The organism is Embleya sp. NPDC059237 (assembly GCF_042754105.1).
Taxonomy (GTDB): domain Bacteria; phylum Actinomycetota; class Actinomycetes; order Streptomycetales; family Streptomycetaceae; genus Embleya.
In genome coordinates this window covers 24,837-45,819 of the sequence record NZ_JBHZAE010000024.1, presented here as the reverse complement: position 1 = coordinate 45,819, position 20,983 = coordinate 24,837, and the positions used below count along the sequence as shown (strand labels likewise).

The window sequence follows — 20,983 nt, the reverse complement described above, 5'->3', positions numbered from 1 at the left end:
CGGGGTGTTGTTTTGGGGGGCCCGGTGTGTCATACCCCCCGGCCCCCCGGGCCCGGCCCGCGCCGCGGGCGCGGGCCCGCCGGCGGGATCGACGCCGGCCGCGGGGGCCGCCCGGGCGGGGGGGGGGCCGGGCCCCGCCCGTCGCGCCGCCGCGCGCGGCCCCCGACTCCCCCGCGTCAGATGTCCAGGAACCGCACGTCGGCGGCGTTGCGTTGGATGAACCCGCGCCGCGCCTCGACGTCCTCGCCCATCAGGATCGAGAACAGTGCGTCGGCCTGGGCTCCGTCCTCCAGCGTGATGCGACCGAGCACCCGGTGGTCGCGGTCCATGGTCGTCACCCGCAACTCCTCCGCGTTCATCTCGCCGAGCCCCTTGAAACGCTGGATGCTCTCCTCGCGCAGCCGCCTGCCCTCGCGTCGGCCGCGTTCGACGAGCATGTCGCGTTCCCGATCGGCGTAGGCGTACTCGATGTCGCCCCGGCTCCAGGTGATCTTGTACAACGGCGGGCGGGAGAGGTAGACGTGGCCGGCCTCGATCAGCGGCCGCATGAAGCGGAAGAGGAAGGTCAGGAGCAGGGTGTTGATGTGCCGACCGTCGACGTCGGCGTCGGCCATCAAAATGATTCAGTGGTAGCGCAGCCGGTCGATGTCGAAGTCGTCGTGCACGCCGGTGCCGAAGGCCGAAATGAGGGCCTGGATCTCCTGGTTGTCCAGGATCTTGTCGACGCGGGCCTTCTCGACGTTGAGGATCTTGCCCCGGATCGGCAGGATCGCCTGATATTCGGGATTGCGGCCGGACTTGGCCGAACCACCGGCGGAATCGCCCTCGACGATGAAGATCTCGCAGGCGGCCGGATCGGTGGACCGGCAGTCGGCGAGTTTGCCGGGCAGGGCGATGGATTCCACCAGGCTCTTGCGGCGGGTGAGATCACGGGCCTTGCGCGCGGCGAGCCGGGCGGTCCGGGCCTGGACCGCCTTGCGGACGATCTCCGTCGCGTCGACCGGGTTTCGGGCGAACCAATCGGTCAACTGTTCGTGCACGGCCTTGTGTACGTACGTGCGCGCCTCGGTGTTGCCCAGCCTGGTCTTGGTCTGGCCCTCGAACTGCGGTTCGCCCAGCTTGACCGAGACGATCGCGGTCAGCCCCTCGCGGATGTCCTCGCCGGGCAGGTTCTCGTCCTTGTCCCGCAACAACCGTCGCTCGCGCGCGTAGCGGTTGACCACACCGGTCAGCGCGGCGCGGAAACCCTCCTCGTGCATGCCGCCCTCGCGGGTGTGGATGGCGTTGGCATAGGAGTACACCCCCTCGCTGAACCGGGAGTTCCACTGCATCGCGACCTCGACGGACACCGACTGCCCCGCGTCCTCGGCCCGGATGGAGACGACCGACGGGTGCACCGGCTCGCCCTTGCCGGCGTTGAGGTGGGTGACGAAGTCGACGATGCCGCCCTGATAGCGGTACTCGACGGACCGGGCCGGCTCGTCGGCGCCGGGCGTGCGTGCACCGTGGCGTGCGTCGGTCAGGGTCAGGGTCAGGCCCCTGGTGAGGAAGGCCATCTCCTGGAGGCGACGGGCCAGGGTCTCGAACGAGTACTCGGTGCTCTCGAACACGTCCGGGTCGGCCCGGAAGGTGAGCGAGGTGCCGGTGTCGGAGACGGCCTCGTGCCGGACCAGTTCGGTGACGGGCACACCCCGGCGGTAGTCCTGGGTCCACCGCCGGCCGTCGGCGCGGATCTCCACCGACAGGTGCGTGGACAGCGCGTTGACCACGGACAACCCGACACCGTGCAACCCGCCGGAGACCGCGTAGCCGCCACCCCCGAACTTGCCGCCCGCGTGCAGCACGGTCAGCACCAGTTCGACGGCCGGTAGCCCCTTCTCCGGGTGCAGCCCGACCGGAATCCCGCGCCCGTTGTCCACCACCCGCACGGCGCCGTCGCCCAGGAGCGTGACATCGATGCGATCCGCGACACCGGCGAGGGCCTCGTCGACGGAGTTGTCCACGATCTCCTGCACCATGTGATGCAGCCCGCGCTCGCCGGTCGAGCCGATGTACATCCCCGGCCGGCGGCGCACCGCGTCCAGCCCGTCCAACACGGTGATCGCGCCGGCGTCGTACGCCGGGCCCCGCCTCCCGCCGCCGTCGGACGACGCGACGGCGGAAAGGCTGCCGGAATCAGTCACAAGGCTCTCTTTTCTGGCATCACGAATCACGCTCCCGCCGCGATGGCGGGAGCGGTCGTGTCGTCGGGTGATACACCGGCCCCGGACAGGCCGAACAAGCCCCGAGGCGCGGGAGTTTCCTCACCTCGGGAACTGGTCCAGCATACCCAATGTGGACCTGAACACCAGATCTTCAGGGCTTCTATACGCCTTTCTGAGCGCCTGAAATCCCATGAGCCAACTCCCCCTACCCAAACCGGCCTTCCAGGCCGTTAGATCGCCATACAGCACTTCGCCTCGGCACGGGTCGACCCCACGCCGACCATCCGGCCCGGCACACGGCAGGATCGTCCTCACCGCGGCTCGGCCGCGGCGAGACACCACCCGTCCCGATTCCGCGGAGGCTTGGCACACATGGGCGACAACGGCACCGACACCTGGACGCGGCGCATGGACGATCTATGGGCCGACTTCGACGCGCATCAGCCGGACGACTTCGTGGCCGCCGTTCGGGCGCTGGTCGACGAGCGGCCCGACGACGACGCGGTCGCGGCCTACTGGATGGGGTCGGCGTACGACTCGACCGGCTACGAGGCCGAGGCGGCGCCGCACTATCGGCGCGCGTTCGCCCTCGGGCTGCCCGAGGACATGCGGCGCCCCGCCACGATCCAGTTCGCCAGCACGCTGCGCAACCTCGGCGAACTCGCCGAAAGCGTCGCGCTGTTGACCGCCGAGCGGGAGGCCGGATCCGACCACCTCGACGACGCGCTGGCCGCGTTCCTGGCCCTGTCCCTGGTCGACTCCGGGCGCGAACGCGAAGCGGTCGGCCTGGCCCTGGGCGCGCTGGCGCCGCACCTGCCCCGCTACACCCGCTCGGTCACCAACTACGCCCGCGCCCTGGTCGAGAACGCGGAACCCACGACGGCCGGCTGAGCGTCGCCCGCATCGGCCGGACGCCGACCCTCGTCGAGCCCGGTGCGCAGGGCCCCGGCCAACGCCTCCAGCGCCCGCCGCCACGCGTGCCCCGGCGGGGTCGCGTAGCCGATCACGAGCGCCGCCGGCCGGGTCGGGTCCGGGTCGTACCAATAGCCCTGGTCGTGCAGGCCGTGCAGGCGCAGGCCGAACCGGGCCGCCGCGGCGATCACCCGGCGCTCGTGGTCGGCCGAGGGCAGCGTGAGCAGTGCGTGCAGGCCGGCCGCGATGCCGCTCAGGGGCGTGTCGGTCACGGCCGCCACACACTCCGCGAGGTCGGCCCGGCGGCGCGCGTAGCCGAGTCGGACGCGCCGGACGTGCCGGTCGTGGTCGCCGCGCCGAATCAGGTCGGCCAGGGCCAGTTGCTCGATCGCGGACGGCGCCGCGCCGGTCTCGACCACCGCCCGCAGCACGGCGTCGCGCAGCGTGGCCGGGACGACCAGCCAACCGATCCGCACCCCCGGGGCCGGCGTCTTGCTCGCGGTGCCGGCGAAGACGACCCGGTCCGGATCGAGCGCCTGGAGCGCGCCGACGGGGCGGCCCCGATAGCGGAACTCGCCGTCGTAGTCGTCCTCCACGATGTATCCGCGGCAGCGCCGCGCCCATGCGACGAACGCCGCGCGCCGCTCGGCCGAAAGCACCACGCCCGTCGGATGCTGATGCGCGGGCGTGAGCAGCACGGCCCGTACGTCCGACGGCAGTTCGTCGGGATCGGCGCCGTGCCCGTCGACGGCCGACGGGATCGGGACGACGCCGGCCGCGCGCAGGATATCCCGGTGTCGGGCCAGACCGGGCTCCTCGGTCGCCGCGCACCGCGCACCCGAGGCGGCCAACGCCCGCCCCACGACGGCCAGTCCGTGCCCGAAGCCGGTCGTGATCACCACCGCGTCCGGCGTCGCCCGCACACCCCGGGTGCGGGCCACGTAGTCCGCGATCGTGGCCCGCAACTCCGGCACGCCGCCCGGCTCGGGCTGACCCAGCACCCGCGCGTCCAACTCCGCCACGACCCGGCGCACACTCGCCGCCCACCGATCACGCGGAAAGGAGGTGAGATCGGGCAACCCCGGCCGCAGGTCGAACATCGGCCCACCACGCGGGGGCACCGTCGCCGACACGGTTTCGCCGCCCCGCCCGACCGCGACCGCGACCGCGGCCACCCTGGTCGCCGAGCCGGTCACCGCCACCAACCAGCCCTCGGCGGCCAGTTGCCCGTACACCCCGACCACGGTCCCCCGCGCCACCCCGAGATCGGCGGCCAGACTGCGGCTACCCGGCAACCGCGTGCCCGCCGGCAACCGCCCGGACCGCACCGCCTCCCGCAACGCCGCTTCCAACGCCCGCCCGACCCCACCGTCCGCACGCACGACATCAAGATGCAGATCGAGCCCACCGACCCCCACCGACCGCTCCACCGACACGCCCCACCTCCCGCAGACGAACGACCGACCGGGACCCCCTCGCGTCCCCCAGCCTACGAAGCAGCCGGCGAGCATCGAGGCGGGCGGGTCGCCACAGCCTTCGCGGCCGTCACCGCCGGTTCTTCAGGTGATGCGGATGCGTCGACACCGGTGGTCGCGCGTGCCCCTCCCGCAACCACGCCGGCGTACCGTTCGCGCCGGTCGCGCCCGTCGCGGCACCCGTCTCCTCCGGCGCGCCCGCCGCCGTCGCGCCCGAGCCCGGCGCCGATTCGGCGGTCGCGTTCTCCAGGAACCGCAACAGTTCCACCGGGAACGGCAGTACGACGGTCGAGTTCTTCTCGGCCGCCACCTCGACGATGGTCTGGAGCAGGCGCAGTTGCAGTGCCGCCGGACTGCTCGACATCACCGTCGCCGCCGAGGCCAGCTTGCGCGACGCCTGGAACTCGCCGTCGGCGGTGATGATCCGCGAGCGCCGCTCCCGCTCCGCCTCGGCCTGCCTCGACATCGAGCGCTTCATCGACTCGGGCAGTGCCACGTCCTTGATCTCCACCCGGTCGATCTCCACGCCCCAGCCCACCGCGGGCGAGTCGATCATCAGCGCCAGCCCCTGATTCAGCGCCTCACGATTGGACAGCAGGTCGTCCAGGTCGCTCTTGCCGATGATCGAGCGCAACGACGTCTGCGCGACCTGCGACACCGCGAACTCGTAGTCCTGTACCTCGACCGTCGCCTTGACCGGATCGTTCACCCGGAAGTACACGACGGCGTCGACCCGGACGGTGACGTTGTCCCGGGTGATGCCGTCCTGGGCGGGAATCGGCATGGTCACGATCTGGGTGTTGATCTTCCGCAAACGGTCCACGACCGGCACGATCCGGGTCAGCCCGGCCGTACGGATCGGCTCCTGCACGCGGCCGAGGCGGAAGACCACGCCGCGTTCGTATTGGCGGACCACGCGCAGCCCGGTCGCGGCGAGCAGCCCGACCAGCGCGACGATGCCGCAGACGAGAATGATGATCACGAGCGCCACGGTCATGGCCGACTCCGGTGCCGAAACGACTGTCCCGAGCATGCGGGCGTCCCCGAGCACTCCCTGCTCCCCCACTGTAACTCCGGCCCCGGCCCACCGAAGGCCCTCGGCTACCGCCCGTCGCCGCTCCCGGCCGCGGCCCGATCCGCCGCCTCCGCCTCGCGTCGCCACAGCGCGCTCGGCCACCACATCCGGTGCCGCAGGTCGAGCGTCAGCGCCGTGACCACCACCGACCGCACCACCAGGGTGTCGAGCAGGACACCCAGCGCGACCGCGAAGCCGATCTCGGCGAATCCGACGATCGGCAGCGTGGCCAACGCGGCGAACGTGCCCGCGAGCACGAGGCCGGCCGAAGTGATCACCCCGCCGGTCGCGGCCAGACCGGTCAGCGCACCGGTGCGGGTGTCCGTGCGTATGCTCTCCTCGCGTACCCGGGTGCTCAGGAAGATGTTGTAGTCGATGCCCAGGGCAACCAGGAAGACGAACACGAGCAGCGCGAACGAGGTGTCCTCGGCCGCGAAGTCGAACACGTGGCGAAACACCAGCGCGCTGATCCCGAGCGCCGCGGCGAACGACAACACCACCGTCGCGATCAGCACCACCGGCGCCACCACGGCCCGCAGCAGCAGCGCCAGGATGATCAGTACGACGGCCAGGATGACCGGGATCAGCACCTTCTCGTCCCGGACCGAGGCCCGGTTGCTGTCGAGTTGGGCCGCTGTGCCGCCGCCGACGAGGGCGTCGGCGCGCGGCACCGCGTGCACCGCGGAGCGCGCGGCGTCGACCGTGTCCCGGGCCGCGCCGCTGTCGGCGGCGTCGGTCAGCGTCGCCTCCACGTACGAGCGTCCGTCGCGCTCGGCCGGTACGCCCGGTGGCATGGTGACGCTGTCGGCGACCACTCCGGGGACGGCGGCGAGCGAGGCGCGGACCGCGTCCAGCGACGCGGTGTTCGCGACCACCTGGAGCGGTTGTCCGGTGCCGGCGGGGAAGTAGCGGGCCTGGACCTTCTGGCCGACCACCGAGTCCGGGGTGCCGGTGAAGCTCTCGGCGGTGGTCAGGCCCGAGGCGTTCAGCGAGATCAGGCCGAAGGACAGCGCGGCCAGGATGGCGACGGTGGTGATCCACACGGTGCGTGGGCGGCGGGCGATGCGGCGGCCTGTCCGGGCCCACAGTCCGGTCTCGGTCGGCTCGGGCGAGCCCAGGTGCGGGACGGCGGGCCAAAAGATCCACCGCCCGGTGATCAGCAATACCGCCGGGAACAGGGTCAACATCGCGAGCAGCGCCACCGCCACGCCGATCGCGGCCACCGGTCCCAGGCCGTTGGTGGAGTTCATCTCGGCGGCGAGCAGGCACAACATGCCGACGATCACGGTGGAGGCGCTGGCGATCACGGCGGGTCCGGCCCGGTGCAGGGCCAGCGCCATCGCCTCGTGTCGATCCTCGTGCCGACGCAGTTCCTCCCGGTAGCGGGCGACGAGGAGCAACGCGTAATCGGTGCCGGCGCCGAAGACCAGCACGGTCAGGATGCCCGCGCTCTGCGCGTTGACCACGAGCGAGGCGTGTCGGGCCAGTACGTAGATCACCGCCTGTGCGGCGAACAGCGCGCCGACCACGCAGACCACCGGGACCAGGAGCAGCGTCGGACTGCGGTAGGTGCACAGGAGGATCACCACGACCACGCCGAGGGCGGCGAACAGCAGGGTTCCGTCGATGCCCTGGAACGCGTCGCTGCTGTCGGCGGCGACGCCGCCGGGGCCGGTGATGTGCGCTTCCAGGCCGTCGTCGGGGTGGTCCGTCACGATCGGCCGGATCTGATCCACCGCCTTGGCGATGCTGTTCCAGCCGTTGTCACCGAAGGTGATCGGAACCAGGATCACCTTCGCGCGCGGGGCGGCGAGGCGGTCGGGCAGGGGGCCCTGTACCTGGGAGCCGACGATGCCGTGGGCGGTCAGGGTGCGCAGGTGCTCGGCGTCGGCGGCGATGGTCGCGTCGTCGCTCGGGGTCAGGCCGGAGTCGCGCGCGAACACCACGACGGCGGTGACGTTTTGCGGCAGGAACGCCTTCGATTCGTCGACGACCCTGGTCGACTCGGCGTTGCCGGGCAACCACGCGGAGGCGTCGTTCTTCTCCGCGTCGGTCAGCTTGCTCGCGGCCGAAGCGGCCGCGACGAGGACCACGATCCAGAGCACAAGGATGATCCACTTGGCACGCCGTCCGCAGACCAGCCGCGCGGCTCTGCCCGCACCACCCATCCCCCACACCTCCACCGCTCGAACGTGATGTGGTGTCGCCCGAGGTGCACTCTCCCCAGGATGGCATCGGCCGGCGGATCCCGCCCCCGCCGGCGCCGGCCGATCGCACTCGCGTGCGCGACCCTGGACGACATGAGCGACAAGGCACACGGCCGCTTCGACCTCGTCGTCGAGGCGTACCGTCCCGGTGACACATATCGGCTGGTCATGCTCGCCGACGGCACCTACCGTCGACTGCACGACCGGGGCGAACTCGACGCGCTCGCCGCCGGACTGGGCCTCGACCCCGCCGACCGCGACCAGGTCGCCTGGGAGGGCGGCGACGAGTGGCCCACGCACGACGGCGGTTGATCCATCCACGGCCGACCGCATGATCGACCACGGCCGTTTCCGGTGCGTCAAGAGGCAACCGAGAACCAACCGTAAGCGAGTCTTTACGCGCCGTCGGAGCTTCTCGAAGCCCATGGACGACTTTCGCCGACCCGCCGTCGGCTCGATGTCGCCCCTGCGTCGACACCATCACGACACTGTGTAGCCGCATATTTCCGGTGGGTAACATTCACTCGGGCGCCCGCGCGTGGCGCCGGCCGGCCGTCGAGCGCATACCTCCCCCATCCATGCCCGATTCCGTTCCGCCTCCGTTCCGCCTCCGGGTGTCCCACCGGGCGGCGTCGCGGCGGAGTGCGGGACCGGCCTCCGGTTACCCGTGGTAAACCTCACGCGTCGCAATGGGCCATCTCACGTTGGCTCGTATTCACCTGTTCCGGAGACGGCTCGCGAACCTAGTTTTCATTTCGCCTTCCATGCGCTATCGGGCAAATCTCCGGCCCGGCACGGGTCGCAATAGGCGGCACGACCGTGATCTTCCCGGTCAAGAATGATCACGACTTCGAATTGCACAGAGAGCCGAACCCAAGGCGCCGCCACGGCGTTCTTCGGCTCTCCGGCCGTTCGCCGGAATCCACCGCGCGAAACGGCCGCGTCGGCTCGTCTCGGGCCGTTTCGGCGGGTGCTTCCTGGTCCTTGAATACGTCTTCACCTGCACCGATGGCGCCTGCACGTCGCGCCCTTCCCCGTAGCGCCGGTCACGCGCGGGCGGTGTCGCAGCGATCCTCCATACCTGTCGTGTATGTCGATCTTCAGGCATGTTCGATGGAATCTCATTATTCAACCGGGTTTACATAAATCCCCGACGAGGACGAGTCATGACCCGTATGAGAACCACTCCCGGACCGGTGAACTCGGTCGTGACCCCGGGGGCCTCACCCCCGACGGCCACTCTCGACAAGTCGCCGATCCGTGTACTTCCCCATTTCTTCGAGCGGTCCTGCGATCGCAATCCCGAGGCGGTCGCCGTCGTCTGCGAGAACACCTCGTTGAGTTACGCGGAGCTGGACCGCAGAGCCAACCGCTTGGCGAATCTGCTTCGGGGCCGCGGCGCCGCTCCGGGCCGCACCGTCGGAATCCTCCTCGAACGTTCGCTCGATGCCTACGTCGCCCTGCTCGGCGTGATCAAGTCGGGCGCCGCCTACGTCCCCCTCGACCCGTCGTTCCCGGCCGAACGGGTCGCCTTCATCGCCCGGGACGCCGACCTGTGCGATCTGGTCAGTACGTCCGAGATGCGCGGGCGCACCGCGGAGGCGACCTGCCCGCTGCTCGAACTCGACGTCGCGGCACACGACTTGGCCCGACAACCGGACGATCGGCCCGACGTCCGGATCGACCCGGGCTCGTGGTCCTACGTGATCTACACCTCCGGGACCACGGGCCGCCCCAAGGGCGTGGCCGTATCGCACGCGAGCATCGCCAACTTCCTGCACGTGGTCACCCCGATCTATCGGGTGAGCGCCCGGGACCGGGTCTATCAGGGGCTCTCGATCGCGTTCGACTTCTCGGTCGAGGAGATCTGGCCGGCCTGGATCGCCGGGGCGACCCTGATCTCCGGTCCCACCGACGGTGGACGGGTCGGCCAGGGGCTGAGCGACTTCCTGCTGGAGCACCGGATCACGGTGCTGTGCTGCGTACCCACCCTGCTGACCACCATCGAGGGCGAATTCCCGCTCCTGCGCAGCCTGTTGGTCAGCGGCGAGGCCTGCCCGCCGGACCTGGTCCGGCGCTGGTCGCGACCGGATCGGCGCATCCTCAACGCGTACGGACCCACCGAGACCACCGTCACCGCGACCTGTGGCGAACTGGGCCCGAACCGGCCGGTGACGATCGGCGTACCGCTGCCGACCTACCGGGTCTACATCCTCGACGAGCAGCTGCGCCCCGTCGACGAGGGCGCGGGCGGGGAGATCTGCGTCGGCGGTCCGGGTGTGGCGGTCGGCTACGTCAATCGCCCCGACCTGACCGCCGAGCGGTTCGTGACCAACCCGATCGAGGCCGAACGCGCCGATGTGCCGAGGATCTACCGCACCGGCGACCTCGGCCGGTTCACCGCGACGGGCGAGATCGAATACCTCGGCCGGGTCGACACCCAGCTCAAGATCCGCGGCTATCGCATCGAGGCGGCCGAGATCGAGGAGGTACTGCGCGAGGACCCGGCGATCGAGAACGCGGTGGTGACCCCGCTGGAGCGGGACGGCGTCGTGCAGGACCTGGTCGGCTACGTGACACTCGTCGGCGGCGGCGACGGGGCGTCGGCCCTCGCCTGTGACGCCTTGCGGGCCCGGTTGCGGGTGGCCCTGCAGAGCAGGTTGCCCGCGTACATGATCCCGTCCTACGTCGAGGTACTGCCCGAATTCCCTTTGCTGGCCGCGGACAAGGTCGACCGCGCCGCGCTGCCCGCGCCGGCCTCCGCGCCGCTGAACCGGCGCACCGGTACCCACGTCGCGCCCGAGACGGCGCTGGAGCGGCACCTGGCCCGGGCCTGGGCCGACGTGCTCGGCGGCGCGGAGATCTCCGTCGAGGACGACTTCTTCTGCGACCTCGGCGGCCACTCCATGGCGGCGGCCCGGCTGATCTCCCGACTGCGCCGGGAACCGGAGTTGCGCGGCGTGGCGATGGGCGACCTGTACGCCCACCCCACCATTCGCGGCCTGGCCCGGCACGTCGAGGCCGAGGCGGCGGCCGAGGAGCGGGCGGCCGGTGTCGCGCGGCAACCCGCCATCCCCGCGCCGGCGCCGCTGCGGCACGGCAGCCGGCGGGTATTCGCCTGCGGTGTCGCGCAGTTCGTCGCGCTGTACGCGTGGCTGCTCGCCCTGGGCCTGCCCGCGGTCGTGCTGCTGTATCGGGTGTTCCTGGCCTGGGACCTGCCGATCCACGAGCCCGCGCCCGGCGGCCTGCTCGACCGCCTCACCCACCTGTACCTGCCCGGGTTCATCGCCCTGGAGGTGGGATGGATCGTCGCGAGCCTGCTCGTCACGCTGTTCGCCGCGCGGTTGTTGATGCTCGGCGTACGCCCCGGGTGGTATCCGCTGTGGGGCGTGACCTACCTGCGGTTTTGGCTGTACGGCCGGATGCTCGCCTTCAGTCCGCTCGCGTTCTTGACCGGATCCCCGCTCCTGGCACCCTGGTTGCGGCTGGTCGGCGCCCGGGTCGGCCGCGGCTGCCATGTGTCGGCGGTGCTCGGGCTGCCCGCGTTCGTGGAGATCGGCGACGGGACGAGCATCGGCTACGGCGCACGCCTCCAGCCGTACGTGGTCGAGCACGGGTGGTTGCGGTTGGCGCCGGTCCGCATCGGCGCCGGCTGCTTCGTCGGGACCAACAGCGTCGTGCTCGCGGGCGCGGTGATCGGCGACCGCACCTCGGTCGGCGAGCAGTCGTTGGTTCCGGCGGACCACGTGTTGCCCGCCGACGAGCACTGGGCCGGCTCACCCGTCACCCGCCAGGAGGGGGCGCCGGCCCTGCTCGACGCGATGGCGGCCGAGGACGACGGCCGAGCCTGGCCGCTGCGGGTCCTGATCGGGTTCGGCGCCGGCGCCGTACTGCTCGCCCTGGTACCGCTGTTGGTCGCCGGTGCCGCGGGCGCGCTCGTGGGGGTCGTCGCCTGGCGGTACGGCTTCGGCTGGGCGATCGCCGCCACGCTCCCGGCCGGGCCGCTGGTGGTGCTGTTCACATGTGTGCTGGTGCTGGTGGTCAAGCGGGTGGTGCTGCCGCGCTCCCGGGCCGGCATCCATCCCGAACGCAGCGGCCTGGGCGTGCGCAAGTGGATCGGCGACGGCATGATGACGGCCAGTCTGACGCTGACCCACGCGCTCTACTCGACGTTGTACCTCGTCCCGTTCCTGCGCCTGCTCGGTGCCCGAACCGGGCGCTGGTCCGAGGTGGCCACGGTCAGCTTCGTCGACCCCGAGATGCTGATCATCGGCGAGCGCAGCTTCGTGGCGGACGTCAGCGTGGTCGGCCCGGCCGTGTTCCATCACGGGCAGGTCGCGCTCGCCCCGGCCGAGATCGGCGCGCGCAGTTTCGTCGGCAACGGCGCGCTCGTTCCCGGCGCGTGCCGGCTCGGCGAGAACAGCCTGCTCGGCGTGCACTCGCTCGCGCCGACCCGGCCGATCGACCCCGAGACCACCTGGCTCGGTTCGCCCGCGATCTTTTTGCCCCGTCGCGAGGAGAGCCGGGAGTTCCCGGCGAAGTTGACGTACGACCCCAGCCGGGGGCTGATCGCGGCCCGGTTGGCGATCGAGTACTTCCGGGTGACGCTGCCCGCCACGATCGCCGCGCTGGGCGCGCTCGGCAGTCTGTACGCGGCCGTCCGGCTCGCCGGGGTGTGCTCGCCGTGGGTGCTGTTCCTGCTCGGTCCGGCCCTGTTCCTGGCCGTCGGGGTCGGCTCCACGCTGGTCGCGGCGGTGCTGAAGTGGCTGGTCATCGGCCGCTATCGGGCCAGGGTCGAACCGTTGTGGAGCATCTGGGTGCGCCGCACGGAGCTGATCACCGGGCTGTACGAGAACCTGGTCGTACCGAGCCTGCTCAACCTTCTCACCGGCACCCCCCTGATGGGCCCGGTGTTGCGGCTGTTCGGCGCCCGGATCGGCCGGCGGGTCTGGCTCGGCACCACGTATCTGACCGAGTTCGACCTGGTCGAGGTGGGCGACGACGCGGCGGTGGCGGAGGTGACGTCGCTGCAGACCCACCTGTTCGAGGACCGCGTGATGAAGATGTCCGAGGTCCGGATCGGCGCGGGTGCCTCGGTCGGCACCCGGTCCGTCGTGCTCTACGACGCACGGGTCGGCGCGGGCGCCTCGCTCGACGCACTGTCCCTGGTGATGAAGGGCGAACACCTGCCCGACGAGACCCGGTGGCGCGGCATCCCGGCCCGCCCCGGGTGAGACACCCCGGTCCTCGTCCCCATTCCCGTCCCCCATCCCCCATGTCCCGTAGTCCCCATCGGAGAGATCCCCATGACGCTTGCCCAGGTCACCATGACCGAGCCCCACGTGGCGTGCGACCTACCCGGTCCGCGCTCCGCCGAACTGCTCGCGCGCCAAGCCCGGCGCGAGTCCAACGCCCGTACATATCCGCGTAATCTGCCCATCGCGCTGGCCGAGGCCGCCGGCAGCTTCGTGCGCGATGTCGACGGCAACGTCTTCATCGACTTCCTCGCCGGCGCCGGTGTGCTTTCCCTGGGCCACAACCACCCCGAGCTGGTCCGCTCCGTCACCGCGCAACTGGGTGTGCTCACCCACGGGTTGGATTTCCCGACGCCGGTCAAGGACGCGTTCCTGGAGGCCCAGCTGTCCATGCTGCCCGCCGGGATGCGCGAGCGTACGAAGGTGCACTTCTGCGGCCCCACCGGGGCCAACGCCATCGAGGCGGCGATCAAGCTCTGCAAGATCGCCACCGGTCGCGGCGACGTCGTCACGTTCCAGGGCGGCTTCCACGGCAGCACACACGCCGCCATGGCGCTGACCGGTCTGGTCTCGGCGAAGCGGCCCGTCCCCAACGGCGTGCCCGGCACCCACTTCTTCCCGTTCTCCTACTGCGGCCGGTGCCCGCTGGCCCTGAGCCCCGACACGTGCACCACAAACTGCGTGGCCTACCTGGAGCGTTCGCTCACCGACGGCAACGCCGGCATCCCGCTGCCCGCCGCGGTGCTCCTCGAACTCGTGCAGGGCGAGGGCGGCGTGGTGCCCGCGACCGCCGACTTCGTCCGCCGACTGCGGGCGCTCACTCGGGAGTTGCGAATCCCGTTGATCGTCGACGAGGTGCAGACCGGCTGCGGGCGCACCGGAACCTGGTTCGCGTTCGAGCAGTACGGGATCGAACCGGACGTCGTGGTCGCCTCCAAGGCGCTCAGCGGCATCGGCACCCCGATCGCGGTGATCCTGTACGACGACGCGCTCGACGGCTGGGCGGCCGGCGCGCACATCGGCACCTTCCGGGGCAACCAACTCGCCTTCGCCGCCGGGGTCGAGGCCGTGCGCATCGTCCGGCGCGACGACATCCTGGGCAACGTGCGTCGGCGCGGCGCGCAGATCGCCGACCGGCTCACGCCACTGATGGCCGACCCCTGGGTACGCGAGGTGCGCGGCCGGGGCCTGATGTGGGGCATCGAGATCGCGGACCCGGAAACCGGGCTGCCCGCCGCGGACTTCGCCCGCGCGATCCAGGCCCGGGCGCTGCGCCGGGGGCTGATCGTCGAGCGCGGCGGACGCGAGGACTGCGTGGTGCGGATCCTCCCGCCGCTCAACGTCACCGCCGAGGTCGTGGACACCGCGTGCACGATCCTGGTCGACGCCGTCGAAGCCGGTCACCCGTAGGCCCATCCGCACCGGGCCACCGGCCGACCCGGCGCCGACCGGCCGCCCGTCCGGGGCGGCCTCGAGGAGACCTCACTCCATGGTTCTCATCGTGCAGAAATACGGCGGCTCCTCGGTGCACAGCATCGAGCGCGTCAAGCAGGTCGCCGAACGCGTGGTAGCCACGCGTCACGAGGGTCACGACGTCGTCGTGGTGTTGTCCGCCATGGGCGACACCACCGACGAACTGCTCGACCTGGCACGGAAGATCTCGCCCTTCCCGCACCCGCGCGAGCTGGACATGTTGTTCACCTCGGGCGAGCGCATCTCCAACGCGCTGGCCGCGATGGCGATCCGCGACCTGGGTGCGCGGGCGTGTTCGTTGTCCGGCCCACAGGCGGGCGTATTCACCACCGCCGAATACGGCAGAGCGCAGATCGTCGAGGTGGTACCGCATCGGGTGCGGCGCGAACTCGACCGGGGCTGCATCGTGTTGGTCGCCGGATTCCAGGGCCTGAGCCGGGACACCGACGACATCACCACGCTGGGCCGCGGCGGTTCCGACACCACGGCCATCGCGCTGGCCGCCGCGCTCAAGGCCGACGTCTGCGAGATCTACACGGACGTGGACGGCGTGTACAGCGCGGATCCCCGGATCGTGCCGAGCGCGCGGCTGCTCGACCACATCACCTACGACGCCATGCAGGAGATGGCGGCGTCGGGGAGTCGGGTGCTGGCCCTGCGCTCGGTCGAGTACGCCCGTCGCTGGGGCGTACCGATCCAGGTCCGGTCCTCGTACGGGGACAAGCCCGGAACCACCGTGTCCGGCGCGCCCGACGACGCCGGCGCGGAACCGTCGCGAATCACCGGCGTCGCGCACGACCTGTCCGGCGCGAAGGTCACCGTGCACGGGGTCCCGGACGGCGCGGGGGCGGTGGGCCGACTGGTCCGCGCGGTCGCCGACGCCGGGGGCGAGATCGACATGGTGGTGCAGAACGCGGCACGACCGGACGACGCCCGCGCCGATCTGACGTTCGTCCTGCCCGAACAGGGCGTGGCCGCCGCGCTGGCCGCACTCGATGCGATACGCGCCGAACTCGGCTTCGAGGGGGTGAGCCAGGACGCCGACGTCGGCAAGGTCTCGCTGATCGGCACCGGCATGCGGGCCGGTCCGGGGGTCACCGCGACCTTCTGCGAGACGCTGGCGGCCGTGGGCGTCAACATCGAGATCATGTCGACGTCGGAGATCCGGATCTCCGTCCTGTGCCGCACCGCCCAGGTGGTCGACGCGGTGCGCGCGCTGCACACCGCGTTCGACCTCGACACGACGGAGGAGGCGCTGGTCCACGCGGGTTCGGGCCGCTGATCGTCGGCCCACCGCAGACCGCCGGCGCCGGGAGTGTGTTCCGGCGCCGGCGGCCGTCGGTTCCACCTGGAAAATCCCGGCCTCGCGCCCGTTCGTCGTTCGCTACGCTGCGCAGATGGCGACTGACGGGGGTTCGGGAGATGCCGGGGTCGAACAGACGCCCGCCCAGGGGCGGTTGGGGTCTGCGGACGGAACGGCCAAGGTGTTTCACGGCCTCGGGTTGGCCGTGTTGCTCCTGTCCGAATACTGGCGGTCGTTGATCGATGGTCTGCGGCCGGGGGCCGCGCCGCCGGACCGGGTTCAAGCGCTCGCCCGGGCGGCCGCGTCGATGGCCGACAACGGGTTGCACAAGACGGCGGCGGACCTGTTCGAGACGGCGTCGTTCGGGCAGGAGCGGGCGGCGTTGTGGGCGGCGGTGTGTTGTGCCCTGGTCGTACGCCTCAACCGGCACGGATCGCCGGAACTGCAGAAAACCCTGTCCTATGTGTCCGCCGCCTACTGCGCGTTGGCCGTCGCCGTCGGCACGTACTACCTGTTCGCGTCCGGGCCGATCGTGCTGCCCGCGCTCGGGATCGGCTTCGGAGTGATGCACACCGCGACCCGCAAATGACTTGGTGCGGACGGGGGTTCGACGCGTCCGTCAGCGATTCGGATAGGTCGCGCAGACCAGCGTGGTGTCGTTGTGGGCGACCCAATACCAGTAGTAAGTACGGTCGTTGGCCACCCTGGCACACGCACCGGCGTGGACTTCGGCCGGGGCCCGGTAGACGCCGGTGACGGCCAGGAGCGAATCGAAGCTCGCCGGGATGCGCGCCGCGTCGCAGTCGATCCAGGTGAACAGGTTGGCGGAGTAGCGCGGGGAGTTCTCGGTCCCGCCCGAGCGTGAGACCAGGAAGCACTGGCCCTTGCGGAACTGCCTTTCCAGGCACAGTTCGACGTCGCGGTAGCGCCAACTGGTCACCCCGGGGTCGCTGATCGGGCAGTTCGTGGCGTTCACTCCGGCCACGCGCACGAACGCGCTGTCCGAGTCGCAGTCCACCGCACGCGGGATGTCGGTGTTCCAACCGCTGCCGCGCTCCGTCCCGGTCTGCCACGCGTTCAGGCAGGTCCCGTTGCGGGACACCGCCGCGAACGCGTCCGCGCGCGGGTCGCGCACGGGGGTCGGCACCGAGCCGCCGGGCCGGGAATCGCTCCCGCTCGGCGTCCGCCCGGGCGTCTGCCGGGGATCCGCCGGCAGCCCGCGCACGGTCGGGAACCCCGTGGGCAGCCCGGTCGGCAGCCCCGCCGTCGGCGCCCGCTTCGTCGCGGTGGTCAACGCCGCCGGCGCGCCCCCGGCGCCCTTGTCGTCCTCCAGTACGCGGGGCAGCACGATCACCGCGAACAGCAGTGCCGCCACCAGCAGTACAAGATTGCCCTGCTGCCGCTTCGAATCCCCGACCCCCGTCATGCCGCGCCATGGTACGGACCCGCGACACATTCCGACACCACCATCGGTCGACTTCCGCCGACGCCGGTCAGGGCATCGACACGTGCCGCCGGGGCGGCCCCGCGGGATGCCGTATGCGCGTTTGAACGCCTTGCCGGACATGGCCCGCGAAACCGCGGATCGGGTGGCCAACTACTGCACGGTCCAGGGGAGTTCGGGGTGGCTGTGGATCTCGTGCAGCGCGCACACGGCGGCGCGCCGACAGCCGCACCCGGTCCACTCCCCGGCGTCCGGGACGCCTACGGGGCGTGTCCCGAACATGTTCCGAACGCTCGGGGCCGTTCCGCCGTCGCCACCACGCGGTGGAGGCTGACGTCGACCGAACGGGGCCGAGTTCGGTTCCACGGGTATCGGGGGAACTCGGCCTCGCGACGAGCGGTGCGGGCGACGTGCGCCCGCACCGCTCGTCGGGTGCACGGGCCGCAGATTGCCGAGGGATGCGCGGGTGCGCGGGTGCGCGGGAGGCACGGGTTGCGCGGCAAGCCGCTCATTGTCGTGGCTGATCGATCGGGGCGCCGGGGCGGCGCGCCCTGCCCCGTTCCCAAGGTCACTCGAAGGAGTGGCACTGCGTGTCGATCGGGTGAACGTACAGTAACCGGCGTGTATCGATCGCGGGCTCCTCGTTGTCCGCTCCGACGCCGGATCCCGGCCACCGCCCGAATCAGGAGACCGCCACGCAGCGAACCCGACACCCGTCGAACCCCGAACCCCCGCGCGCCGAGCCCGACCTGCCGCCGCCGCCGCGCCCCGTCCGCCGCCGCCACCCCTGCCCCGGCCCGGACGACGGCGGGTGCCGATGAGGGCGGGTCGACAGCGCCTCCAGTCGATCGCCAGGGCGGCCGCGGCACCGGAGCCCGGCCTGATCGCGCTCGCCGTCGTCGGGATCGGCATCGGCGGTCGCTCGGGATCCGGCCTCCCGGTCCTGCTCGCCGCCGGTCTGGCGTTCGGCGTCCTGCTGCGCACGGCACACGGACCGAACCGCTCGCGCGCGATCGCGTTCGGCACGCTCACCATCGGCGCGGGCGCCCTCCAGGCCGTCCCGCAACCGACCGGGCGGCCCCTCTCCCCGTGGCCCCTGCTCGCCTTCCTCGCGATCACCCTCGCCGTCGTACTCGCCGCCGCAGTCCGCCTGTTGACCGAGGTCGTGCGCGTCACGGGCGGTCGCGCACCGCGACTGCGCACCGCCCTGGACGCGTGGTTGCTGGTCGCGTCCGTCCTCACCCTGGGTCGGATGACCGCGCTGCACTGCGCCGCCGGCGACCCTCGGCACGGGCCCGCGTCGACCGTCTGGGTCCCGGTGGGCTGGTTGTGCGTCGACGTGGTGTGGGTGTGCCTGGCCCCGCTGCTCTACGGCGCGCCGCCCCGGGGGCGACGCGGCGGCGCGGCCCTGGTGACACTGGTGGCCGTGGCGGTGATCGGCCTCGGCGGCATCGAGGTCCTCGTGTCCGACGCGGGCGACCGGGTGAGCCGCCTGTCGACCGCCACCCGGGTCGTGGGCATGGTGATGATCGTGTGCGGGCCCTGTACCCGCCCGGGCGGCATGGCCGCGACCGCGAGCACACCCCGCCGCCGGGCCGCAACCGCCGTGCTGGCCGCGAGTGTACCCGTGCTCGCCTGTACCGTCGTCGCCCTCGTACACCTGCTCGCGGGACACCGCTGCGACCGGCTCACCGTCGTCCTGGCCGGCTCCGTCGCGGTCACCGTGTGGGCGCGTCAATGCCTGGCCCGCCTGCGCACCCTGCGCCTGGCCGAACAACTCGCCGACCACGTCGCCGCACACCCGCCGCGGATCCCGCACCAGAACACCCGCCGGCCGAACTGACGGCGGACCCGACCCCGAAGTCGGCTATCTCAACAGCCACTTCCGAGTCAGCAGCAGCACCTCCGCGCGACTGTACGGACCTTGGTCGGCGGCGACGAAGTGCATGCCGATCCGCAGCGAGAAGGCGAGCAGGCAGCGCACCTCGACGTCGCCCGGGTCGGCGCAGAACGTCGCGAACAACGAACGCAGGTAGTCCATGCGCCGGTTGTCCACCCGGCGCAACCGTTCCGCGACCGCCTCGTCGCGCCGGGCCCAGTCCCGGACCGCCAGGTCGGCGGCGGTACCCAGGACCGGCCCCTCGCTCGTGGACGCGAGCTCGAACAGTCGATCCAGTCGGGCCCTGGCGTCGCCCCCGCCGGCCTCGACCCGCTCGATCACGTCCTCGGTGACCGCGCGCTCCCACGTGTCGAGCATCTCGGCAAGCAGTGCGCCCCGGTTGCCGAAGTACCCGTAGAACCCGCCCTTGCTGACGCCCAGTGCCTGCGCCAGCGGCTCGATCCGGACCGCCTCGGGACCGCCGGCGGCCAGCGCGCGCAACCCCTCCTCGACCCATCTGCCGCGCGGTGTACGGGTCACGCCCACGATGTGGTTCCTCTCGTTCTCGCGTCACGCCCCGCCGTACGGTGTCGTACTCGTGGGTGCCGACCTGCGTCCATACGGCATCGTATGAACAGCGCCGGGCATCGTGCGCCCCCGGCCCCGGCGCGTCGAGGGCTCCGGCGGGCGGGTTCGGGGTCGTCACCCGCGGCGGGCGTCCTCCGGCGAGCCGACGTCCGCGACGCGGGCGGACGCTTCGACCGGCTGCTCGACCGGCTTGGCCGGGCGCGGACGCGTGGCGACGATCAGGACCACCGACGCGACGATGATCGCGCCGCCGAGGTAGACGTTCGGGCCCACCGACTCACCCGCGATCGCCGCGCCCAGCAGCACCGCCACCACCGGATTGACGTATGCGTAGGTCGCCACGGTGTCGTTGGGGAGCACGCTGTTGACGTACATGTACGCGCTGAATGCGACGATCGACCCGGCGAACACCAGCCAGGCCAGCCCCAGCCACGAGGCGGTCGAGATGCCGGCCACGTCCAGTTGCCCGAACTCGCCGCGCAGCGCGGCCAGGACGAACAACATCACCCCGGCCGTGATCATCTCCAACGAGGTCACCACCAGCGGATGCCGAGGCAGCGGCGCGGTGCGCGCGTACACCGAGCCGCCCGCCCACAACACGCACGCGATCAGGACCATGACCACGCCGCCGATGTGCACGTCGCCGCCCGGGCCGCCGACCAGGACGCCGATGCCGATCGTGCCGAGGAGCAGCGCGAGCAGTATCGCGCCCGACACCCGGGTCCGGGTGGCCAGCGCGTTGATCAGCACCATCCACACCGGCACCGTTGCCACGACCAGCGCGGCGAAACCCGAGTCGAGGTGTTGCTCGCCCAGACTCAACAGCCCGTTGCCGCCGACCAGGAGCAGCCCGCCGATGATCGCCGCCGAGCGCAGGTGCGGCCAGGTGGGCCGCTGCTCGCCGCGGGCGTGTCGCGGGCCGACCACCGCGAACATCAGCAGTCCCGCGACCAGGAACCTGGTCCCGGCCGAAAGCAGCGGCGGGATCGTCTCGACCGCGTAGCGGATGCCCAGATAGGTCGAGCCCCACAGGATCCACACGGTCACGAGGGCGACCCACGGCAACAGCCGATCCCTCTTTTGAGGAGACAACACGACCAGCACACCTCATTAAATTAGGGGATCATGGCTGCTAACCTTTTTTAGAGTAGGTCAGACACGATCGCCG

The 20,983-nt window shown here is 71.4% G+C and carries 14 protein-coding genes and 1 pseudogene; 7 read left to right on the top strand and 8 right to left on the bottom strand.

Annotation, left to right across the window (positions count from 1 at the left end; translation table 11 throughout):
• Positions 1–176: 176 nt before the first annotated feature.
• A pseudogene (gene gyrB / locus ACFXKZ_RS45930) lies at positions 177–2,213 on the bottom strand (DNA topoisomerase (ATP-hydrolyzing) subunit B).
• 363 nt (positions 2,214–2,576) lie between these two features.
• On the opposite strand from gyrB, the gene ACFXKZ_RS45925 reads away from it, so the two are divergent.
• Positions 2,577–3,095, top strand: a complete 519-nt coding sequence (locus ACFXKZ_RS45925; protein WP_380012087.1) for a tetratricopeptide repeat protein — start codon at positions 2,577–2,579, stop codon at positions 3,093–3,095.
• Here ACFXKZ_RS45925 and ACFXKZ_RS45920 read toward each other — a convergent pair.
• The 3 genes from ACFXKZ_RS45920 to ACFXKZ_RS45910 form a co-directional block, all read right to left on the bottom strand.
• Entirely contained in the window at positions 3,047–4,498 is a 1,452-nt protein-coding gene (locus ACFXKZ_RS45920) for a PLP-dependent aminotransferase family protein (RefSeq protein ID WP_380012084.1), read from the bottom strand. The two genes, ACFXKZ_RS45925 and ACFXKZ_RS45920, sit on opposite strands and share 49 nt — an antisense overlap.
• Positions 4,499–4,661: 163 nt before the next feature.
• Positions 4,662–5,588, bottom strand: coding sequence for a slipin family protein (locus ACFXKZ_RS45915; protein ID WP_380012081.1), 927 nt, complete (start codon positions 5,586–5,588; stop codon positions 4,662–4,664).
• A gap of 104 nt (positions 5,589–5,692) precedes the next feature.
• Positions 5,693–7,834: an MMPL family transporter gene (locus ACFXKZ_RS45910; RefSeq protein WP_380012456.1), complete on the bottom strand. Its 2,142-nt coding sequence runs from the start codon at positions 7,832–7,834 to the stop codon at positions 5,693–5,695.
• Between the two features lie 132 nt (positions 7,835–7,966).
• Between ACFXKZ_RS45910 and ACFXKZ_RS45905 the strand changes: the two genes are divergently transcribed.
• From ACFXKZ_RS45905 to ACFXKZ_RS45885, 5 genes are all read left to right on the top strand, one after another.
• Positions 7,967–8,185, top strand: a complete 219-nt coding sequence (locus ACFXKZ_RS45905; RefSeq protein ID WP_380012078.1) for a hypothetical protein — start codon at positions 7,967–7,969, stop codon at positions 8,183–8,185.
• Positions 8,186–9,039: 854 nt separating this feature from the next.
• Positions 9,040–13,107: a Pls/PosA family non-ribosomal peptide synthetase gene (locus tag ACFXKZ_RS45900; RefSeq protein WP_380012075.1), complete on the top strand. Its 4,068-nt coding sequence runs from the start codon at positions 9,040–9,042 to the stop codon at positions 13,105–13,107.
• A 72-nt stretch (positions 13,108–13,179) separates the two neighbouring features.
• Positions 13,180–14,538, top strand: a complete 1,359-nt coding sequence (locus ACFXKZ_RS45895) for an aspartate aminotransferase family protein (RefSeq protein ID WP_380012072.1) — start codon at positions 13,180–13,182, stop codon at positions 14,536–14,538.
• 79 nt (positions 14,539–14,617) lie between these two features.
• Positions 14,618–15,883, top strand: coding sequence for an aspartate kinase (locus ACFXKZ_RS45890; protein WP_380012069.1), 1,266 nt, complete (start codon positions 14,618–14,620; stop codon positions 15,881–15,883).
• A gap of 115 nt (positions 15,884–15,998) precedes the next feature.
• Positions 15,999–16,493 (top strand): hypothetical protein, encoded by a 495-nt coding sequence (locus ACFXKZ_RS45885; RefSeq protein ID WP_380012066.1) that lies wholly within the window; start codon positions 15,999–16,001, stop codon positions 16,491–16,493.
• 30 nt (positions 16,494–16,523) lie between these two features.
• On the opposite strand, the gene ACFXKZ_RS45880 is transcribed toward ACFXKZ_RS45885, so the two are convergent.
• Together ACFXKZ_RS45880 and ACFXKZ_RS45875 are read right to left on the bottom strand one after the other, a co-directional pair.
• Positions 16,524–17,330 (bottom strand): hypothetical protein, encoded by an 807-nt coding sequence (locus tag ACFXKZ_RS45880; RefSeq protein ID WP_380012064.1) that lies wholly within the window; start codon positions 17,328–17,330, stop codon positions 16,524–16,526.
• 171 nt (positions 17,331–17,501) lie between these two features.
• Positions 17,502–17,630, bottom strand: a complete 129-nt coding sequence (locus tag ACFXKZ_RS45875) for a hypothetical protein (RefSeq protein ID WP_380012062.1) — start codon at positions 17,628–17,630, stop codon at positions 17,502–17,504.
• A 535-nt stretch (positions 17,631–18,165) separates the two neighbouring features.
• Between ACFXKZ_RS45875 and ACFXKZ_RS45870 the strand changes: the two genes are divergently transcribed.
• Positions 18,166–19,191: a hypothetical protein gene (locus ACFXKZ_RS45870; protein ID WP_380012060.1), complete on the top strand. Its 1,026-nt coding sequence runs from the start codon at positions 18,166–18,168 to the stop codon at positions 19,189–19,191.
• 24 nt (positions 19,192–19,215) lie between these two features.
• Here ACFXKZ_RS45870 and ACFXKZ_RS45865 read toward each other — a convergent pair whose 3' ends face one another.
• Together ACFXKZ_RS45865 and ACFXKZ_RS45860 are read right to left on the bottom strand one after the other, a co-directional pair.
• A complete protein-coding gene (locus tag ACFXKZ_RS45865) occupies positions 19,216–19,773 on the bottom strand; it encodes a TetR/AcrR family transcriptional regulator (protein WP_380012057.1) in 558 nt (185 codons plus the stop codon).
• 156 nt (positions 19,774–19,929) lie between these two features.
• Positions 19,930–20,910, bottom strand: a complete 981-nt coding sequence (locus ACFXKZ_RS45860; protein WP_380012054.1) for an EamA family transporter — start codon at positions 20,908–20,910, stop codon at positions 19,930–19,932.
• Positions 20,911–20,983 lie beyond the last annotated feature (73 nt).

Bases quoted from the DNA above. Each gene is read 5' to 3' on its own strand.
- ACFXKZ_RS45925 (WP_380012087.1), top strand. From the start codon at position 2,577: ATGGGCGACAACGGCACCGACACCTGGACGCGGCGCATGGACGATCTA.
- ACFXKZ_RS45915 (WP_380012081.1), bottom strand. From the start codon at position 5,588: ATGACCGTGGCGCTCGTGATCATCATTCTCGTCTGCGGCATCGTCGCG.
- ACFXKZ_RS45910 (WP_380012456.1), bottom strand. From the start codon at position 7,834: ATGGGTGGTGCGGGCAGAGCCGCGCGGCTGGTCTGCGGACGGCGTGCC.
- ACFXKZ_RS45905 (WP_380012078.1), top strand. From the start codon at position 7,967: ATGAGCGACAAGGCACACGGCCGCTTCGACCTCGTCGTCGAGGCGTAC.
- ACFXKZ_RS45900 (WP_380012075.1), top strand. From the start codon at position 9,040: ATGACCCGTATGAGAACCACTCCCGGACCGGTGAACTCGGTCGTGACC.
- ACFXKZ_RS45895 (WP_380012072.1), top strand. From the start codon at position 13,180: ATGACGCTTGCCCAGGTCACCATGACCGAGCCCCACGTGGCGTGCGAC.
- ACFXKZ_RS45890 (WP_380012069.1), top strand. From the start codon at position 14,618: ATGGTTCTCATCGTGCAGAAATACGGCGGCTCCTCGGTGCACAGCATC.
- ACFXKZ_RS45885 (WP_380012066.1), top strand. From the start codon at position 15,999: ATGGCGACTGACGGGGGTTCGGGAGATGCCGGGGTCGAACAGACGCCC.
- ACFXKZ_RS45880 (WP_380012064.1), bottom strand. From the start codon at position 17,330: ATGACGGGGGTCGGGGATTCGAAGCGGCAGCAGGGCAATCTTGTACTG.
- ACFXKZ_RS45875 (WP_380012062.1), bottom strand. From the start codon at position 17,630: ATGTTCGGGACACGCCCCGTAGGCGTCCCGGACGCCGGGGAGTGGACC.
- ACFXKZ_RS45870 (WP_380012060.1), top strand. From the start codon at position 18,166: ATGAGGGCGGGTCGACAGCGCCTCCAGTCGATCGCCAGGGCGGCCGCG.